At 46.4% G+C, this 18,580-nt stretch carries 10 protein-coding genes and 1 pseudogene; 4 read left to right on the top strand and 7 right to left on the bottom strand.

The genetic code is table 11. The annotated features are described in order from the left end of the window. Positions 1–10: 10 nt before the first annotated feature. Positions 11–1,060: a GGDEF domain-containing response regulator gene (locus tag K4A83_RS11975; RefSeq protein ID WP_265264796.1), complete on the top strand. Its 1,050-nt coding sequence runs from the start codon at positions 11–13 to the stop codon at positions 1,058–1,060. Between the two features lie 155 nt (positions 1,061–1,215). Here K4A83_RS11975 and galT read toward each other — a convergent pair whose 3' ends face one another. From galT to K4A83_RS11960, 3 genes are all read right to left on the bottom strand, one after another. After that, positions 1,216–2,214 carry a galactose-1-phosphate uridylyltransferase gene (galT, locus tag K4A83_RS11970; protein ID WP_265264795.1) on the bottom strand — a complete coding sequence of 333 codons (999 nt, stop codon included), beginning with the start codon at positions 2,212–2,214 and terminating at the stop codon, positions 1,216–1,218. A gap of 37 nt (positions 2,215–2,251) precedes the next feature. After that, on the bottom strand, positions 2,252–4,933 hold the full coding sequence (locus K4A83_RS11965; protein ID WP_265264794.1) for a DNA polymerase III subunit alpha: 2,682 nt from the start codon (positions 4,931–4,933) through the stop codon (positions 2,252–2,254). A gap of 179 nt (positions 4,934–5,112) precedes the next feature. Then, positions 5,113–8,793 (bottom strand): diguanylate cyclase domain-containing protein, encoded by a 3,681-nt coding sequence (locus K4A83_RS11960; protein ID WP_265264793.1) that lies wholly within the window; start codon positions 8,791–8,793, stop codon positions 5,113–5,115. A gap of 197 nt (positions 8,794–8,990) precedes the next feature. Here K4A83_RS11960 and pcrA point away from each other — a divergent pair, with 197 nt between their 5' ends. Then, the gene (pcrA, locus tag K4A83_RS11955; RefSeq protein WP_265264792.1) at positions 8,991–11,306 is read left to right on the top strand and encodes a DNA helicase PcrA; all 2,316 of its coding nucleotides are present in this window, start codon (positions 8,991–8,993) and stop codon (positions 11,304–11,306) included. A gap of 107 nt (positions 11,307–11,413) precedes the next feature. Here pcrA and K4A83_RS11950 read toward each other — a convergent pair whose 3' ends face one another. After that, complete coding sequence (locus K4A83_RS11950; RefSeq protein WP_265264791.1) at positions 11,414–13,138, bottom strand: iron uptake porin; 1,725 nt, start codon at positions 13,136–13,138, stop codon at positions 11,414–11,416. 401 nt (positions 13,139–13,539) lie between these two features. Then, positions 13,540–15,303, bottom strand: a complete 1,764-nt coding sequence (locus tag K4A83_RS11945) for an iron uptake porin (protein WP_265264790.1) — start codon at positions 15,301–15,303, stop codon at positions 13,540–13,542. Positions 15,304–15,963: 660 nt separating this feature from the next. Between K4A83_RS11945 and K4A83_RS11940 the strand changes: the two genes are divergently transcribed. After that, the gene (locus K4A83_RS11940) at positions 15,964–17,133 is read left to right on the top strand and encodes a HetZ-related protein 2 (RefSeq protein ID WP_407810010.1); all 1,170 of its coding nucleotides are present in this window, start codon (positions 15,964–15,966) and stop codon (positions 17,131–17,133) included. 221 nt (positions 17,134–17,354) lie between these two features. On the opposite strand, the gene K4A83_RS11935 is transcribed toward K4A83_RS11940, so the two are convergent. Both K4A83_RS11935 and K4A83_RS11930 read right to left on the bottom strand, forming a co-directional pair. Next, positions 17,355–17,795, bottom strand: coding sequence for a CAAD domain-containing protein (locus tag K4A83_RS11935; RefSeq protein WP_265264787.1), 441 nt, complete (start codon positions 17,793–17,795; stop codon positions 17,355–17,357). A gap of 172 nt (positions 17,796–17,967) precedes the next feature. Further along, positions 17,968–18,207, bottom strand: coding sequence for a hypothetical protein (locus tag K4A83_RS11930; RefSeq protein ID WP_265264786.1), 240 nt, complete (start codon positions 18,205–18,207; stop codon positions 17,968–17,970). Positions 18,208–18,271: 64 nt separating this feature from the next. Here K4A83_RS11930 and K4A83_RS11925 point away from each other — a divergent pair. After that, positions 18,272–18,463: pseudogene (locus K4A83_RS11925) on the top strand (RNA-guided endonuclease TnpB family protein); the annotation flags it as partial. Between the last annotated feature and the right edge of the window lie 117 nt (positions 18,464–18,580).

Here is an 18,580-nt window from a genome sequence, read left to right as displayed (position 1 = left end):
GAAGCCTCTAATGGTCGCTCATTTGCCAACAAACCCGCCGGATATCCTAATCGTTGATGATACCCCAGAAAACTTACGTCTGCTGGCGACTATGTTGGAGCAACAAGGCTATAAAGTTCGGAAAGTCATTACAGGCGAAATGGCACTAAAAGTCGTTGAAAAGACTATACCCGATCTCATTTTATTAGATATTGGTTTACCTAAAATGAACGGCTATGAAGTCTGTCAACAGCTTAAAACAATGCCCAAAGTCCAAGATATTCCGGTCATCTTTTTAAGTGCTTATAATCAAGTGGATCAGAAACTACAGGCTTTTGCTGTTGGCGGAGTTGATTATATTACAAAACCGTTTCATATTGCCGAAGTTCAGGCCAGAATTGCTACTCATTTACAACTGAGGCTTTTACAAAAGGCTTATGCCCAATTAGTCGATGAACTTCAAGAAAAAAATCAAAAGCTCCAGCAAAAAATTCAAGAACATGAAGCGGAAATTTTACGTCGTCATGCCGTTGAGAATGCCTTGCAAATCGCCAACAAAAGACTCAAAGACATGGCACATTATGATAGTTTAACCGGGATAGCTAATCGGCGAAAATTTGATAGCATTGTGACATTAGAATGGCGGAGAATGCTGAAAGAAAAAACCCCCTGTTCTATTATTTTATGTGATATTGATAACTTTAAACCCTACAACGATACCTATGGCCATCAAGCCGGAGATGATTGCTTAATCAAAGTTGCCTATAGTCTCAAAATGCAGCTTAAGCATTCCCATGATTTAATTGCCCGCTATGGCGGTGAAGAGTTTATTGTTTTACTACCCAATACCGATCAAAATGGAGCCTTTAACGTTGCGGAAACCCTTCGTCAAGCGGTTTTTGAGCTTAAAATCCCCCATTGTGCCTCTTCTGTTGTTCCCTATGTCACCCTAAGTTTAGGAGTAGCTACTCAAATCCCAGATACTCAATCTCGGATAGAAAACTTAATTTATAAGGCTGATAAAGCCCTTTATATTGCTAAATCCGAAGGGAAAAATCAGGTCAGATGTTTTGAATCCTAGACTCTAGGAGAATTGATAATTGATAATTGATAATTGATAATTGAGAATTGATAATTGATAATTGCTTCCTGACTCCCCTCCTCCCCTGCTCCCCTGCTCCCCTCCTCCCCCGCTCCCCTGCTCCCCCGCTCCCTGAGTTATTCAGCAAGCCCTAATTAAGACCGTAAATATTCCGCGTCAGACTCCGGTAAAGAAGGATTAATACTAATCCCAGAACCAATTTCAAACCCCGCAGGTGTAGTTAAACGAGGGCGGATTTGACAATACCAATGGACTTGAGGTTCTTCAGCCTTATAGCGAGCGGCCGTATTAATGACATAATTATAATCAGGGTTGTTTAACTTAGTCTTTAACTGCCGTAAAACCCGCCTTAAAATAGATGCAAAATCGACCTTTTCCGCATCAGAAATACTGCCAAAATCGGCTTGGTGAACTTTTGGCATAATCCAGATTTCAAAGGGAACATCGGCCGCAAAGGGGATAAAAGCAAAAAATAAATTGCTTTCGGCCACCATCCGCACTCTCTCCCTTTTTTCTTGGGCTAAAATCTCACAATACAGACATTTTGACCAAGTATCATAATAGCGTTGTGCCTCCTGTTCAGCGTAGCGAATATGTTGTGGCACCATTCCTGTAACAATAATCTGGGAGTGAGGATGTTGTAAAGAAGCCCCTGCTTTATGACCATGATTGCGAAAAATAATCGCCATCATATTCTGGTGAGCTACCATTAAATCATAATAGCGTTGATGATAGGTTTCTATCACAATTTCTACCTCTTGTAAAGGCATTGTTGCAATATCTAAATGATGTTTTGGACTTTCTACAATCACCTCATGGCAACCATAACCGGGCATAGATAAATAAATCCCATCCAGTTGTCGAGTGGTTTTAGAATCAGGTGTTAAGGCTGGGTATTTATTGGGAACTACTCTCGTTTGCCAGCCCGTTTTTTGAGGGTTGGCAATTTCTAGAATAACGACTTCAGAAGAGACTTCAGAAAAGTTACAAAAGGGGCAGTGCGGGTCATAACAAGGGGGTTCGATGTGTAAACTTGGATCTTGTTGAAAGTCTTGGGGACGTTGACGACGACTAGGGGAAAAAATAACCCATTCTTTCGTAATCACGTTGAGTCGAATGTGACTGTTATTCATGATGTATTGTCCCCTTACAAAAACTAGCTCACTTCGACTAAATGCACATCAGATGCTCCTGATTAGAACTAACTTTTTTAGAATTTTCTGTTTCTTCTAACGAAAATTGCAGTAAGTCTAAACCCTGCCCAAAAATAGTATCAATGGGCAACATTTTCCCCTGTTGGGTCATAAATTTATGGTCTTTTGTTGCCCGAATCGTTGAACCATTTTCTAAGGTGTATTCAAAAACTTCTTGTTCCCCTCGCTGATGCCACTGGGCAATGGGTTGAGTGTAAATGAAGCCATTGGGATCAACGCTATAAACGTTACAGTGCAAACCCTGCTCTACAATTGTACCGATTGCGATCGCACCATACTCCACCGTGAGAATTTTTGTATCATAGCTTAAGCAATATTCAGCAAACTTAACCATTTGATCAAACAAATGTTCAGCAATCCGTTGAGATACCCCGTTTTTCGTCGCCCCATCAATGAAAATCTCCCGATGCTTCTGCATCTCAGACACTTTCTTTTTCCCCATCGCCCGACGGAGTAAGTCTGCCTGTCCTAAACTATACCCTGCGAGGTCTTGGGCTGTCTTCATAATTTGCTCTTGATAGACCAAAATCCCATAGGTTTCCTCTAAAATAGACTCTAACAAGGGATGTTCATATTGAATGGCTTCTCGTCCATGTTTGCGGTTAATAAAATCAGGAATTAATCCCGCATCCAATGGCCCCGGACGATACAAGGCTAAAATCGAGGAAATATCTTCAATTCCAGATGGTTTTAGGTCTTTAACAATTTGTTTCATCCCTTCAGATTCCACCTGAAAGATGCCTTCCAGTTGCCCATCTTTAAATAAGCCATAGGTTTTTTGAATATCTGGGGGCATTTTTTTCACGTCCCCTTTATTCAAAATTCGTAAGGCTTTCCGTTCATCTAAGGGCAGTTGATCTACATTCAAATCAACCCCCCGATTTTGCTTAATTAAATCGGCGGCTTTTTGAATCGTGGTAAGATTCTTTAAGCCTAAAAAGTCCATTTTTAGCAGACCTAAAGACTCTAAATTTTCCATTGAGTATTGGGTAATAACCGCCCCTTCATTATTCTTTTGTAAGGGAACAACTTCATCTAACGGTTGGGAAGAAATAACAACCCCAGCCGCATGAACGCCAAAGGTTTTGTTCGTCCCTTCAATGCGGATTGCCATATCTACCCAGCGTTTTACGGTGGGGTCTGTATCATATTTTTGTTTAAATTCTGGGCAAGGTGTCTCATCAGAAACCATGACCTTTAAACGGGTGGGTTTTCCCCGAGAAACAGGGATTAATTTGGTCATTAAATCAGATTCTGCATAGGGAATATTAAGCACTCGTGCCACATCTTTTAATACCGCTTTAGAGGTCATGCGGTTAAAGGTGATAATTTGAGCGACATTGGCCTTGCCGTATTTTTCGGTGACATATTCAATAACTTTATCCCGTTTTTCAATACAAAAGTCGGTGTCAATATCCGGCATGGACTTCCGTTCAGGGTTTAAAAACCGCTCAAATAATAGGCCATGATGAACGGGATCAATATTCGTAATTCTTAGGGAGTAGGCGACTAAAGAACCGGCCGCAGAACCCCGTCCTGGCCCCACGGGGATGTTATTATCTCGGGCGTATTTAATGTAATCCCACACCACTAAAAAATAGGTGGAAAAGCCCATCTGTTGCATCATTTTAAGTTCATATTCTAGGCGTTCTTTATAGAGGGGAGGGACTTCGGAACGATGGCGACAATTGAGCCGTTCAAGTAATCCTTGCCAAGTGACTTCTTCTAAGTAACTATCGGGGGTATGATTGGCGGGAACTTTGTAGTTAGGGATACGAGGTTCTCCCATGATTTTGTAGGGTTTGATTTTCTCGGCTACGGCGATGGTATTGGCGATCGCCTCCTCAATTACATCATCGCTCAAATGGTCACGGAATAAGCCTTTCATCTCCTCGGCAGACTTGAGGTATTCGGTGCCGCTATAGCGCAAACGCTTGTCCTCGCTAATCAATTTTCCCGTCTGAATACAAAGCAGTGCGTCATGGGCTTCTACGTCATGACAGGAGATAAAATGGGAGTCATTGGTGGCGATAATTTGAATATCTAATTCCCGGGCAATTTTAACAATTTCAACGTTAACAATTCGGTCCTCTGCGGAACCGTGATCTTGAATTTCTAAGTAGTAATCATCCCCGAAAATCTCTTTATACCACTGGGCAACCTTCCGGGCTTCTACGAGGTCATTTTTTAAGATATTCTGGGGAACTTCTCCCCCTAAACAAGCACTGGTAACAATTAATCCATCGTGATATTCTTTTAACAGGTCTTTATTAATACAAGGTCGGGTAAAGATCCCTTTCCCTTGCATTCCTTCTAGGTGGGAAATTGTGGTAAGTTTGACTAAATTTTTATATCCTTGGGTATTTTTAGCTAAAACAACTTGGTGATAGCGTTTATAGCGTTTTTTCTTGTCTTCAATTTGCCCGTTAATGACATACATTTCGTTGCCAATAATGGGTTTAATCCCTTTATTTCGGCAGGTTTTAATGAGGTCAATTGCACCGTACATTACCCCATGATCGGTCAGAGCAATGGCGGGCATTCCCAATTCTACGGCACGATTAACTAAGGCCGGGAGTTGGGATGCACCGTCGAGGAGGCTATAGTCGCTATGAATATGTAAACCAACAAAGGACATAAGAATTTAAGCACTAAATAGTAAACAAGTTTGTAGGGTGTGTCAGAAGGAATAACTTGGGCAACACAGGAATTGCTGTAATCCTGACCCACCATCCTTTAAAAGTAAACAGTAAATACCAAAACCCACCATCAACTATTAATCATCAATTAATGATTATCACTTTTTTAACACTCCAATTAATGGGTAATGGATTCAATGCAGTTTCTCCCTTGGGCTTTTGCCCGATAGAGTGCTTGATCTGCCTCAGCAATTAGGATATCCTGGGATTTTTCTGCTCGGGGGACGTGGGTAGTCACCCCAATACTTAGGGTAACAAACGGACTAATGGGGGAGGAAATATGAGGGATTTTAAGGGAGTGCAGATGTTGCTGTAAATGGGTAGCAATTTCCAGCGCTTCGGTGTGGGTGATATGGGGGAGGATGATGGCAAATTCTTCTCCTCCATAACGGGCGACGAGATGCCGGGGATTCTCCACAACGTGCTGCATGGCTCCAGCAACTTGTTTTAGACAGTGATCTCCGGCTTGATGACCGTAGGTGTCGTTATAGTATTTAAAGTGGTCAATATCGCACAAAATGAGGGAGAGGGGGGCTTGTTCTTGTTGTAAGTGTCCCCACACTTCGAGGATATAGTCATCTAAGGCGCGACGGTTGGCTACTCCGGTTAAACTGTCTTGGGTGGCAATTTGGCGGAGTTCTTGGTTGGCCTGTTCGAGTTGTTGATAGAGTTGGGATTGGTAGATGGCGATCGCAACTTGGGAGGCCAGTTGACGTAACAGGTCTATTTCACTGTTCAGCCACTCCCTAGGCCCACTACAATGATGGGCAATCAGTAGCCCCCAAAGTTCCTCTTTCCGCACAATAGACACCACTAGATTCCCTTGCACCTCATAGCGGCGTAACATTTGACGATAGCAAGGTTCTAGGGGGCTATGTTCCACATCGGAGATGGCGGAAATGCGATTCCGACGGTAGAGGGGGGCGCATTTCACCCGGAAACAGGGATCGTTGATACTTTGCCCTAACAAAGACTTCCACCCCGGCCCCACCGATTCTACAACCACTTGCCCATCCCAATTGGGCTTAAATTGGTACAAGATCACCCGATCGGTTCCGAGAAAATGGCGAATTTCCCGGACGGTGGTGTTGAGAATATCCTCTAATTTCAGGGAGGAGTGAATCTGTTGGGCAATTTGGGCGGTCAGATGTTCCCGTTGAGCTTGTTTTAACAGGTCTTGCAAGGCCGGATGGGTACTAATTAAGTCATCTTCCCCGGTGTTGTGGGCGTTAAAACGATATTGTAAGCTGGCTCCGTTGGCACAGTTTTGCAGGAATTCCGTGGCGGCGGAGGAGGACAGGGGGGGACTAAATAAGTACCCTTGTATTAAGTCGCAATTAATCGATTGTAAAAACTCCAGTTGTTGCAAAGTTTCTACCCCTTCAGCGAGGACTTGTAATTTTAACCCATGTCCCAAGGCCGCGACGGTTTTCACAATAGCGGCATCGGTGGGATCGGTGATCACATCCCGCACAAAGGATTGATCGACTTTAAGGGTATTGAGAGGAAAGTGTTTGATCGCATTGAGGGAAGAATACCCCGTGCCGAAGTCATCGAGGGCGACAGTCACGCCGAGATTTTGTAAATATTGCAGGATGGTGGTGGTTAATTCCACATCTTTGGCGGCGGTGCCTTCGGTGATCTCAATTTCAATGGCGGAGGGAGGGGTTTCAGTGTCGGCTAAAATCCCGGTAATGGTGTTGAGAAAGTCTACTTGTTGGAATTGTCTGGCGGAGACATTAACGGCGATGCGTAAATGTTCCATGCCCAGACTTTCCCAGACTTTATATTGTAAGCAAGCTTCGTGTAATACCCAGACTCCGAGATCACAGATTAAACTACTTTCTTCGGCAAGGGGGATAAAGTGACAGGGGGAGACTAGACCACGCTGGGGATGGTGCCACCGGATGAGGGCTTCCATTGCCATCACTTTCCCGGTTTTCAGGTCAATTTGGGGCTGGTAGTAAAGCTGAAAGTGGTTGTTAATCAGGGCTGATCGTAAATCAGCTTCTAGGGAGAGGGGATTCAGGCGATCGCCTAAAGCGGCCCGATAAAACTGATAGGTGTTCCTCCCTTGCTGTTTGGCGTTATACATCGCTGCCTCGGCATGGAGAAGCAGGGTTTCGGGATTGGTGCCATCATAGGGAGCTAAGGCCACCCCCATGCTCAAGGTGACATAAATGGTCTGCCCACTGAGATAAAAGGGTTCTTGGAATTCTTGGCTAATATCCTGACAGAGGGTTTCGATGGCTTCGCTTTCGGCCTGTTTGATTTGTCGTAATAAACCAACAAATTTATCCCCACTCCAATGGGCGAGGAGGTTTTTCGGGGGGGCAATGTGTTCTTTTAACCGTTGGGCGACTAAACACAAGAGTTCATCGCCCACCCGATGACCTAAGACTTTATTCACCTGTTTGAAACGATCTAGGTCAATGAAAATCACGGCCACCAGTTCATGATTGAGATTACTGTTAATCAGGGCGATCGCCAGTTTTTCACTCAAAAATTGACGGTTGGGCAGTTGCGTTAGGGCATGATAACCCCGTTGGCTGACTCGTAAATGCTCAATTTGCTGCTGACGCAGGGCTGTGTAGATTTGTTCGGCCACCCGTTTGATAAATTGATAGTCCTCCTCTAACCAAAAATCCACCGCTTGGGTTTCGGTTTCCAACCAAGGATCAAAGGCAAAACGGGGCTGGCGTTCCCCTTGGGGGCGTTCTGGATTGCCCGCCCAATAGATTTGGCGATCGCGCCCCCGCCGAAAAATACTCAAATGACCCACATACTCATAACCCGACTGTAAACCTACCCCCAACAACAGCCGAGTCGATGTATTCTGAAACGCCGTTTTCAAAACATCTGGGGCTGCGGGAGACAACAAATCAATACTGAGGGCGGGAAAGTGCAACGGAACCGTCACCGCTTCTAAAGGGGCCGTATCAAGTAGGTTCTGCCACGTCTGTTGGACAACCTCATGAGCCTCTAAGGGATAATCCCCCAAGATATAACACTGGGGCTGAATCCCCTCTAAATAACCATACCAAGTTAAACAGCCTCCACACCCTCCCAAGGCCTTCACCACTTTTTCCAGAACCACTTGCCAACAGTCTGTTTCTCCCCCATGAATCAATAACTGGCGAATTTCCATCAACAGACTTTCCTCTTGTTGCGCCCGGTGCTGATGGCGGATAGTCTGTTCTCGGGTTAAAAACCGTTGTAGCCGCTCTATATAGAGTTCCAGTTGTGGTAACTTCTCGTGGGGACTCTCGGGGGGAGGTGTGACATAGTGAACAATCACCAGGCCCCACAAACATTCCTGTTCCGCCCAAGCTAAGGAGGAAGGTACTACCACCCCCTGACTAATAATCACCGGGATGGTCAAGGAAAACTGAACCCCCAAATGCCCCAAATATTCCACATGACAGGGATCTGCCGTAATAGGGGGATGGACTGATTCCCGACGTTTTGGGTTCAGGTGGAAGTAAACCGCCTCTTGGGTGATGGTGTTGACTTGGACACCCAAGCGACTTTCCAAAAACCGTACCCGTGAGGTGGAGGGAATATCGGCAGCCGGAAAATGTAGGTTTAATAAGGAGGGCAACACCGGACGGGCAGCCCGACAATCTGGGGCGTAGTTGGGGCGTGCGATCGCTTCACTCACCACCACTCCCACCCCATCCGGTTGAAAGGCTAATAAATTAACTCGGTCTGCGTCTAGAAGCGCCCTTATTTCTTGCACTGTTACCTGACGTAACTTCCATAAAGACTGAGCCTGTCTAGACGACTCAGCATTTTGCATAAACTTCAGAAAATCTTAGAATGAGTGTTTAACCAGAGGACAGGATGATACCTTAGCTTTTAAGGTCAGCTTTTAAGGTCGCGCTTATCTCCCCTTCCAATTGTGACATACTCTTTTACGTTCTGTGTAGACCCTAGAACAGTCGGCCGTTTTCTTCACGCTTCTTAATCTCTGTACAATTTCTCCATCTCGTTCTCATGATATCAACTCCAGATTTTCTTGCCTCCCTCAATACCTCTCAACGATCTGCGGTCGAACACTTTTGTGGGCCTCTTCTTGTGGTTGCAGGGGCAGGATCCGGCAAAACTAGAGCTTTAACCTATCGTATTTTTCATCTCATTAATCACCACAAGGTTCATCCTGAAAATATTTTAGCTGTTACCTTTACCAACAAAGCCGCCCGGGAAATGAAGGAGCGCATCGAACGGTTATTTAGTCAAAAAATAGCCTTTGAAAAGTATCAAAAGCCATTAGATGCCCTCACCTCCCAAGAACAAACCGCCCTCCGGTCTAAAGTTTACCGAACGGTAATTAAACCCCTCTGGATCGGGACATTTCACAGCCTTTTCTCTCGGATTCTACGCTATGATATCAATAAATATCAAGATGAGCAAGGCCGCACTTGGCAGCGCAATTTTTCCATTTTTGATGAATCCGATACCCAAAGTTTAGTTAAAAATATTACCACCAAACAACTGAATTTAGACGATAAAAAATTCAATCCCAAAAGCGTGCGTTATGCGATTAGTAACGCCAAAAACTTAGGACTCTCACCTCAAGATTATGCCCAAGAAAATTCTAACTATCGCGGTCGAGTTATTGCCGACGTATATGAAGAATATCAAAATCAATTGGCGGCGAATAATGCCCTAGATTTTGATGATTTAATTCTTGTCCCAGTCCGCCTTTTTCAGCAAAATGATACGGTTCTAGGCTACTGGCATCAACAATTCCGCCATATCTTAGTCGATGAATACCAAGATACAAACCGGATTCAATATGATTTAGTTCGTCTTTTGGCGACGAATGGAGAACCTAAGTCGGAACAATGGAATTGGGAACAGCGTTCTGTTTTTGTGGTGGGGGATGCGGATCAATCGATTTACTCCTTCCGGATGGCAGACTATACTATTTTGTTAGGGTTTCAAGAAGACTTTGGAGATAATTTGCCCGATACAGAAACCCAGACGATGGTTAAGCTAGAAGAAAACTATCGTTCCCGAGAAAATATCCTCCAAGCGGCCAATTATTTAATTGAAAATAATACCCATCGAATTGATAAAGTTCTCCGACCGACCCGAGGCAGTGGGGAACAAATTTATTGTTATCGTGGCAGTGATGAACAAGCAGAAGCCCGTTTTGTGGTAGAGCAAATTGTAGCATTAACTACAGAAAACCCTGAGTTAAACTGGGGCAGTTTTGCGATTCTCTACCGCACCAATGCCCAATCTCGCAACTTTGAAGAGGTTCTACTTCAGGCCAATATTTCCTATTTGATTGTGGGGGGTCAAAAATTCTACGACCGCAAAGAAATTAAAGACGCTCTGGCCTATTTACGGGTGATTGCTAATCCGGCTGATACGGTCAGTTTACTGCGGATTATTAATACTCCCCGTCGGGGAATCGGACGGACGACTATTGACCAATTAATGCAGGCCGCAACGGAGCTAAATGTCCCTCTGTGGGAGATTTTGAGTGATGAAACTTCGGTAAATGCGATCGCCTCCCGTGCCAGCAAAGCTATTCATCAATTGGCTAAAATGATTCAAGAGTACCAACTTGCTAGTCAAGACCAAGGCGCGGCGGCAATTCTGGACGGGATTATGGAGGCATCGGGGTATTTAGACAACCTACGAACTCAAGGGACCGATGAAGCAGATAACCGCGTGAGCAACGTCCTAGAGTTGTATAATGCCATGACTCAGTTTGAAGAAGAAAACGAGGACACCAGTTTACAGGCCTTTCTCGCTAGTGCGTCCCTCGCTTCTGATTTAGATAATCTCGAAGAAGGAACAGGCCGAGTGTCCCTCATGACCCTCCATTCCGCCAAAGGTCTAGAATTCCCCATTGTGTTCATGGTGGGGATGGAGCAGGGTCTATTCCCCAATGCACGGGCAATCCAAGATCCTCTCTCCTTAGAAGAAGAGCGCCGTCTCTGTTATGTTGGCATTACCCGCGCTCAAGAACAACTGTTTCTCACCTATACCCAAGAACGTCGTCTCTGGGGGTATCGAGAACCTGCTGTTCCCTCCCAATTCCTCGCCGAATTACCGGAGGAGTTAATTAGCACCAATGTCCGTAAAGCCCGTAAAACTCGCAAAACTAAGGGATCTGGGACTCCTTCCGAGGAGATTGTCTGGCAAGTGGGGGACCAAGCCGTTCATCAAGTTTTTGGTTTAGGGCAAGTGACCCATGTGTTAGGCAGTGGGAAAAAGACCAATCTGGCTATTCAGTTTGATATTGGTCGGAAGATTATTAATCCGAGAGTGACGGATTTAATCAAGATGGATTGACGCTGCTTTATCAAACCTCTTGCGCCTTGAGCAGTAGGAGGAAAACAGAGCCAAAAAAGGGGGAAAAATCCCCCCTTTTTCGTCAACCTTGATGGTAGAAGTGATGCCTAGAACTTAAAGGTGGTGCGGAGTAAAGCCCCCCAAACAGCCCCATTTCGAGCATCCCCTTGGGGATTCAGGATGGTGAACAATCCGGGCGCAATCTCGATGTTATCGTTCACAGGGAAACGATACTCTAAGTTCCCTAAGTAGGACGCATTGCGCACATTAGGACGGTTTTCAATGTGGCTAGCGTAGGGCAGTTGACTGAAACCTGTCACTAAAACAGCACCATCGCGACCTAAATCAGGGAAGGCTAAGTTAATGCCCCAGTTCCAGATGTCCGCGCTCCGACCCCTTACTAAAGCGGCTTCGGTGGCTTCCCCAATGGCGTTGGTGTAACCAAACCAACCACTCAAGTTCATGGCCCGACCGAGATCAACACTGGCGGCGAGGTGGTAATGGTTGCCAGAGGTGGCATTCTGACCAAAAGGAGTCCGAGAGCGATCGCCAATTGCAGTCAAATTCACTGCACCACTGGGGGCATAGGTGCGGGAGTACCCTAACGCCATACTGATGTTAGATAACTTGAAGCTCAACTGCACAGGCAGGGCATAACTCCCCCCAAACAGCCCTTCATCCGGCTCATTGGCATTGGCGGCAAAGTAGCCAATATCTAACGCCAAATTATCACTCAACTTGATATTAGCCCCCACAGCTGCACCACCAGAGCCATGAGTTTCAAAGAAAGCGGGATTATGAACCATCCCCAGAGGTAAGCTATCTTTGCTGTAAGGACTGGTGGTAGAAGAATTAATGATGTCATTAATACTCATCCCAGTAGCCCCTACATGGAAACGGATGTTCCGTCCCAGAGGGAAGTAGTACCACAATTTGCTCAGTTCAACACTATTGTTGCTGTTGCCATAACGATCGGGACGCAGGCCATCGGTGCCAATATTGGCAACATCCGTTAAATTCCGAGCATTACGAGCTTGTAAGCGAGTGCGCAAACGGTCAGACCCTACAAAGCTTGTATCAAAGTTTAAACGCGCCCGATAGGAAAATGCCAGATTGCTGTCCATCTTCTCTTGACGGGGGGGTTCCCGGAACCCTACCTCGGAAGCAATCACATTACCTGCTGCGTCTGTAACAATGGTGTCGCCCAAAGAACCATTATTGGTCAGACCGTTGCCAGTCGTTCCCGTGATAAAGGTAGGAACAGCCCGTTTCCCGGAGGGAACATCCAAGTTAAAGACCACTTCCCCCAATAATTTGGTGGTGGTGGAGAACTGATTATCTTCCAAGAAGCTGGTACGAGACTCTAAGTTATCAACGCGAGTCCCCAAGGTGACTAATTCCGCTTCAAATTCTTGCAAGAGACGGCGCAGGGTTTCTAAATCTTCACGAGTGACAAACTCGGCAGTGGTTTCAGCAATGATGCGTTCGAGTTGCTGTAAACAAGCGTTTAACCCAGCCGCAAACTCGTAGCGACTTAAGGCGCGGTTGCCTCGGAAGGTTCCGTCAGGATAACCCGCTAAACAACCATAACGACGCACCAAGTCATCTAAAGCTTGGAACGCCCAGTCCCCGGGGGAAACATCACCAAACTGGGAAGCACCAGGAAACCCGGATTGACCCAAGGTGGTATTACCTTCAGTGGTATAGCTATTAACTTGTTCCAGCAGGTCGCTGGTAGATACCGGATTAGCAACAGCCGTCCCAGCAACAGCCAAGAGCGCGCCAAGGGTGGCAGGTGCAGCTAATAAGGCTCTTCTCAAATTGTTAGACATCAATACTTCCTCACACTTCACAAGGGAAAACGAAACAATAGACTTGTAAGTAATTTGACATCCCACAGACGCTGACGGCAAGCGTTACAACGTCCGGTTCCCAAATCAACCACTAAACTAATGGGACAACATTGTTAAGGTCTTCGGGCTTTAACTCGGGAGTGTCCCCCCCTACTGACAAATTGTAATCCTAACCCCAGAGAGATGAATTATACGTTTCCATCAGACACTTCACTGAATTTTAGCTCATATCATAGCAAAGTCTTGCATTTTGCGAAAGATTCCTGATAAGGAAATTTTTGCCTTTAGACAGAGCAAGGGGTGGGAAGGAATCCCACCCCTTGACTATTTTAGGTGATTACTCCCAAGTGTTTAAGATTGGGCATCAACCTAGAACAAGTTTAGAATCTGAAGGTTGTGCGGAGTAAAGCACCCCAAACTGCGCCGTTCCGAGCATCCCCTTGAGGATTCAAGACGGTGAACAGACCGGGAGCAATTTCGATGTTATCGTTCACGGGGAAGCGATACTCTAGGTTCCCTAAGTAGGAAGCGTTGCGCACGTTAGGACGGTTTTGGATGTGGCTGGCGTAGGGCAGTTGGCTGAAACCAGCGACTAACACAGCCCCATCTTTCCCTAAGTCGGGGAAGGCCAAGTTCACACCCCAGTTCCAGATATCGGCATTGCGACCTTTCACTAAAGCGGCACGGGTGGCTTCACCAGTAGCACTGGTGTAACCAAACCAACCACTCAGGTTCACCCTGCGACTGATGTCGAAACTAGCGGCTAGGTGGTAGTGGTTGCCGGAGGTGGCGTTTTGACCAAAGGGAGCGGCGGAGCGATCGCCTACACCAGATAAGAATACGTCTCCGCTAGGAGCATAAGTCCGGGAGTAACCTAACGCCAATCTGAACCGATCCCAGTCAAAGTTCAACTGAACAGGTAGGGCGTAAGAGCCACCAAAGATCCCACGGGTGGGTTCATTGGCATTGCCCGCAAAGTAACCGATATCTAAACCAATGCGATCGCTAAACTTGATGTTCGCCCCAACAGCAGCGCGTCCAGCCCCTTGGGTATCATAGAAAGCGGTGTTGTAGGCTAGACCCAAGGGTAAGCCATCAATAGCGTAGGGGTTGGTGGAAGCAGAATCAATGATGTCATCAATATCCATTCCTTGCGCCCCAACGTGGAAGCGGATATTCCGACCCAAGGGGAAGTAGTACCACAACTTGCTTAGTTGAACCTGGTTGTTGCTGTTCCCGTAGTTGTTGGGGGAGAGCATATCTGTCCCCAAGTTTTCTACACTGGACAGGTTCAGGTTGTTCCGAGCTTGGAGACGGGTGCGTAAGCGGTCAGTCCCGAAGAAGCTGGTATCAAAGTTTAAGCGCGCCCGGTAAGAAAAAGCGAGGTTGCTGTCAATGCCCCGTTGGGCAGGAGGTTCGCGGAAACCGATCGCGGTGCCTACAATATTCCCTGCGGCATCGGTGAATACAGTATCTCCATCGATTGCAACATTGTTGTTTCCAATGGCAGTCCCAAAGGGTCCCAAATCATTGGTCAAGAACGTAGGATTCGCCCGTTTCCCAAAGGGAATATCTAAGTTAAAGATGGCTTCCCCAACCAATTTGGTGGTGGTGGAGAACTGGTTGTCTTCTAAGAAAGCGGTGCGGGATTCCAGATTATCAACACGGGTTCCCAAGGTGACTAATTCTGCTTCAAATTCTTGCAGCAGACGGCGAAGCACCTCTAAATCTTCGCGAGTCACAAAATCGGCAGTGGTTTCAGCAATGATGCGCTCAATTTGTTGTAAACAAGCGTTTAAACCAGCGGCGAATTCATAACGGCTTAAAGCGCGGTTGCCCCGGAAGGTTCCGTCAGGATAACCGGCTAAACAGCCATAACGACGCACGAGGTCATCCAACGCTTGGAACGCCCAGTCCCCGGGGGAAACATCACTAAACTGGGAAGCTCCGGTAAATCCGGCTTGACCCAGGGTGGCACTTCCCTCAGAGCTATAGCTATCAATTTGCTGGAGCAGGTCGCTAGCGGACACAAAATCAGTGTCGTTCGTGGAAATAGGACTGGCGACTGCGTTACCTGCAACGGCTAGCAGCGCGCCGAAGGTAGCGGGTCCAGCTAACAAAGCCTTTCTAATATTTTTAGACATCAATCTTCCTCACACTTAACCAGGGAACACGAAAAAATGAACTTTCGAGTGCTGTAATCCTAACCGCTCAGGTTACTCTAGACTTACCTGTCTGACTAGAGAGACAAAGTTCCAGTTCACTTTTCCCATTCGAGTCTAACGAAATTTTAGCCAAATGGGAAACTTTTGGGGATGAAACTTCAAAGATTCTTGGAGACGATGGTAATGACTCTTGTTGGTTCTGTCAAGTCAATGACCAATTATGCAGAATAAGTTGTCAAAACGTATCCCCCCTAGCCCCCCTTTGGAAGGGGGATTTAGGGGGATTCTACTCAACGGAGGGAAAAGCTCACCTCTTCCCACTGCGTTCATTTATCCCCCCTAGCCCCCCTTTGGAAGGGGGGGACAAGATGGGGGGAAGAAAATCCGTCCGGAAGCCCCCCTTTGGAAGGGGGGGACAAGATGGGGGCATGGACTGTCTGCTTTGTGATCTTCAACACAAGATAAGGGAGATCAAAATGGGAGGAATGGGGCGAGATATATCAGGTTAACTGTGTGATGATTTCTGGTGGGAGGGGTGATGATTATGGGGGAGTTGAGGTTGGCAGGATCACTGAGATCCTTGGTCTAAGATGATGAAATGAGCATAGTTAATGTTTCGCTTTGCCAAGGGAGATTGTGATGCAAACTGTCCAGCAGGGGTTAAAGGAAAGAAAGAGCATGAATGGATTAGTCGAGGAACTCCAGCAGACGTGGGATCAGTGTTTAAGGGTGGATTGTCCTGATCTGAGTGAAGCTCGCCGAAACAGTATTGTTCGTTGGTTACTGGGTGAGGATTTGACGCGCTGGGAGGGTTTGGATGCTCGGCAGGAACGGATTGCGAAACAGGCGATGGAGTATCGCTACCGTATTTTGAAGCAACGCTATTTAGGGGTGCCGCCGAGTCGGGCCTATGGCAATTTGATCAATCGTTTGGGGTCTTTGGTGGTGCTGCGCAATAAGATCCGGACTTGGGTGGCGTTAAGTCGCGATCGCAAGCGGGCGGTGGCGGATGTGTTACAAGAGGTGATTCAGGAAATGTTAAACAGCGATCGCTATATTCAGTCGGCGATCGCTTGGATTGGAGAATGTACTGAGGATAAGGTCTTACGCAACACATTACTCTTAACCTCGGTGGAAGAATACTGTATGCGTCCCATTCGCAATCAGCCTTTATTGGTCTATCGTTTTGTCAATTATCTCCGGCGTTCTCAACGGGGAGGCATGACTCAGATTCCCCAAACTGAACGGATTAAAATGATTTCGGAAGAAATTGCCGTAGATGAAACCGATTCTCCGGTGAGTCTGTTGGATGCCGAAGCGGTGACAAGCTATCAAGAGCAACAGGACTGGGAAGAGCAGCAATTACTCCGTCAGACGGTACAGGATGAGTTTGAGCAGTATTTACTGGAAAAGGTTGAACCTCTAGCGGTGTCGTGGCTACGGTTGTATCTACAAGGCTGTTCTCAAGATGCGATCGCCCAACAGTTAAATCTTCCCGTCAAACAGGTTTATCGTCTCCGGGAAAAGGTCAGTTACCATGCCGTGAAAATCTTCGCCCTCAAGAGTCGGCCTGAATTAGTGGCCAATTGGCTACAAATTTCCCTCAAGGAGCATAATTTAGGGTTAACCCTGAGTCAATGGGAGCAGTTTTGGCAGGGTCTGACTCCCCTCCAGCAAGACATACTCGGTCAGTTGAAGGAAAATCGGGGGATTGATGCGATCGCCAAAACCCTCAAACTCAAAAAATCTCAAGTGATGTCAGAGTGGACCAAAGCTTATCAAATCGCCCAAGGATTAAGGGGGGAATAGGAAATAGGGGAGCGGGGGGGCAGGGGAGCAGGGGAGCAGGGGAGCAGGGGAGCAATTATCAATTCCCTATTACCTATTCCCTATTCCCACGAGTAGAGTTATTCAGCAAACCCTAGTTAGTTCGAGAGTGACGGAGAGGAAAAAAGGAAAAAGGCGATGAGTTAACACCCATCACCCTCATGCACTCAAAAATCACTCAATCCGTTCCCAAACCCCAGAGATTAACTCTCTTTAGAGCCGGTGCCTAAAATCTCAGCCTTGAGTGTATTAAATTCTGTGAGTAACTCAGAACGAGTGGAGGACTGCAACAGATACCGATACACAAACCAAGCGGTGTATCCAATCCCGACTAATTCAAAAATGGGAGCCAACAGAGGGACATCATTAATAGCAGACAACAGCGCTAGGGTTAATTTCACCGAAATAATACCCGCCACAATCAGACCCACCGTAATCAGGGGTTGCTTGTAGTCTGAGAAAAACTTACCCAAATAGTCCGGTAACTTGCCTAAAAACTCTAAAACAGGCTCTAACCATTCCTGCCAAGGCTGATCACTCAGGGGGGGAGTGGCCGAGGGGGTTGTTGAGATCGCACCAGAGGGTTCTGTCTTAATATCAGGGGTTTGTGTGGTGTCGGCGGTTTTTACGTTGGATTCTTCCATGGATTTCTCCTCCTAAGTCTGAAAGGCAAACTCTATTGTAGGCTTTGGTGCTACACACAAAAAGCGGACTTGACCAACCCTAGCTGATCTTATCTCAAATATTAGACCCCAAACTCCGGAATGAACTTCTGTCTCGAAATCGGGGAATTCTCGTGAACTATAGCAAATATTTCTAGGAACGTTCTCCTAATTGACTCACCAGATGTTGCAATTCAGCGTGCATCTGCTCCAAACGATTTTGGAGCGTGGTGATCTCGTGACGCATTTTGTCCACTTGCTGGATTGTTTGTTTTTGTTGGCGATCGCCTTGTGCCAGCAAATCACTGATAATATGCTGAAAATCCTGCAAGAGATGCTGTTTTTCGCCTAAACCTTGAGTCATCATCAGTTGACCAAAAATAATGGGTTTCAAGCCCCGCCCTTCCAGGGCGGCATTAGGAGTGCTACAATGATACCAAGCAAGCCAGTGTCAAACAATGTTGGTTCTCGAATACAAGGTCAAACCCAAACCTTATCAAGTCGAAGCCATCGACGAAGCCATTCGGACAACTCAGTTCGTCCGCAATAAAGTCTTGCGTTACTGGATGGACAATCGGGGTGTGGGTAAGACTGAGCTATTTCGGTACAACACACGACTGAGACAAGAGTTTAAGTTGGTCGATATGCTCGCCAACATTTAAGAGTAAGTCGGCAGCGAGAAGAGTTTGCCAAAAGAGTGGCACTCCGCCTAATCCAATCTAACGATTTGGTCGTCTATGAAGACTTAAATGTGGCAGGGCTAGTCA

It is taken from the genome of Spirulina subsalsa FACHB-351, assembly GCF_026130165.1.
Taxonomy (GTDB): domain Bacteria; phylum Cyanobacteriota; class Cyanobacteriia; order Cyanobacteriales; family Spirulinaceae; genus Spirulina_A; species Spirulina_A subsalsa_A.
Note: the sequence above shows the minus strand (reverse complement) of the source record. Positions and strands in the feature narration are given on the sequence as shown.

Bases quoted from the DNA above. Each gene is read 5' to 3' on its own strand.
- pcrA (WP_265264792.1), top strand. From the start codon at position 8,991: ATGATATCAACTCCAGATTTTCTTGCCTCCCTCAATACCTCTCAACGA.
- K4A83_RS11960 (WP_265264793.1), bottom strand. From the start codon at position 8,793: ATGCAAAATGCTGAGTCGTCTAGACAGGCTCAGTCTTTATGGAAGTTA.
- K4A83_RS11940 (WP_407810010.1), top strand. From the start codon at position 15,964: ATGCAAACTGTCCAGCAGGGGTTAAAGGAAAGAAAGAGCATGAATGGA.
- K4A83_RS11935 (WP_265264787.1), bottom strand. From the start codon at position 17,795: ATGGAAGAATCCAACGTAAAAACCGCCGACACCACACAAACCCCTGAT.
- K4A83_RS11975 (WP_265264796.1), top strand. From the start codon at position 11: ATGGTCGCTCATTTGCCAACAAACCCGCCGGATATCCTAATCGTTGAT.
- K4A83_RS11945 (WP_265264790.1), bottom strand. From the start codon at position 15,303: ATGTCTAAAAATATTAGAAAGGCTTTGTTAGCTGGACCCGCTACCTTC.
- K4A83_RS11965 (WP_265264794.1), bottom strand. From the start codon at position 4,933: ATGTCCTTTGTTGGTTTACATATTCATAGCGACTATAGCCTCCTCGAC.
- galT (WP_265264795.1), bottom strand. From the start codon at position 2,214: ATGAATAACAGTCACATTCGACTCAACGTGATTACGAAAGAATGGGTT.
- K4A83_RS11950 (WP_265264791.1), bottom strand. From the start codon at position 13,138: ATGTCTAACAATTTGAGAAGAGCCTTATTAGCTGCACCTGCCACCCTT.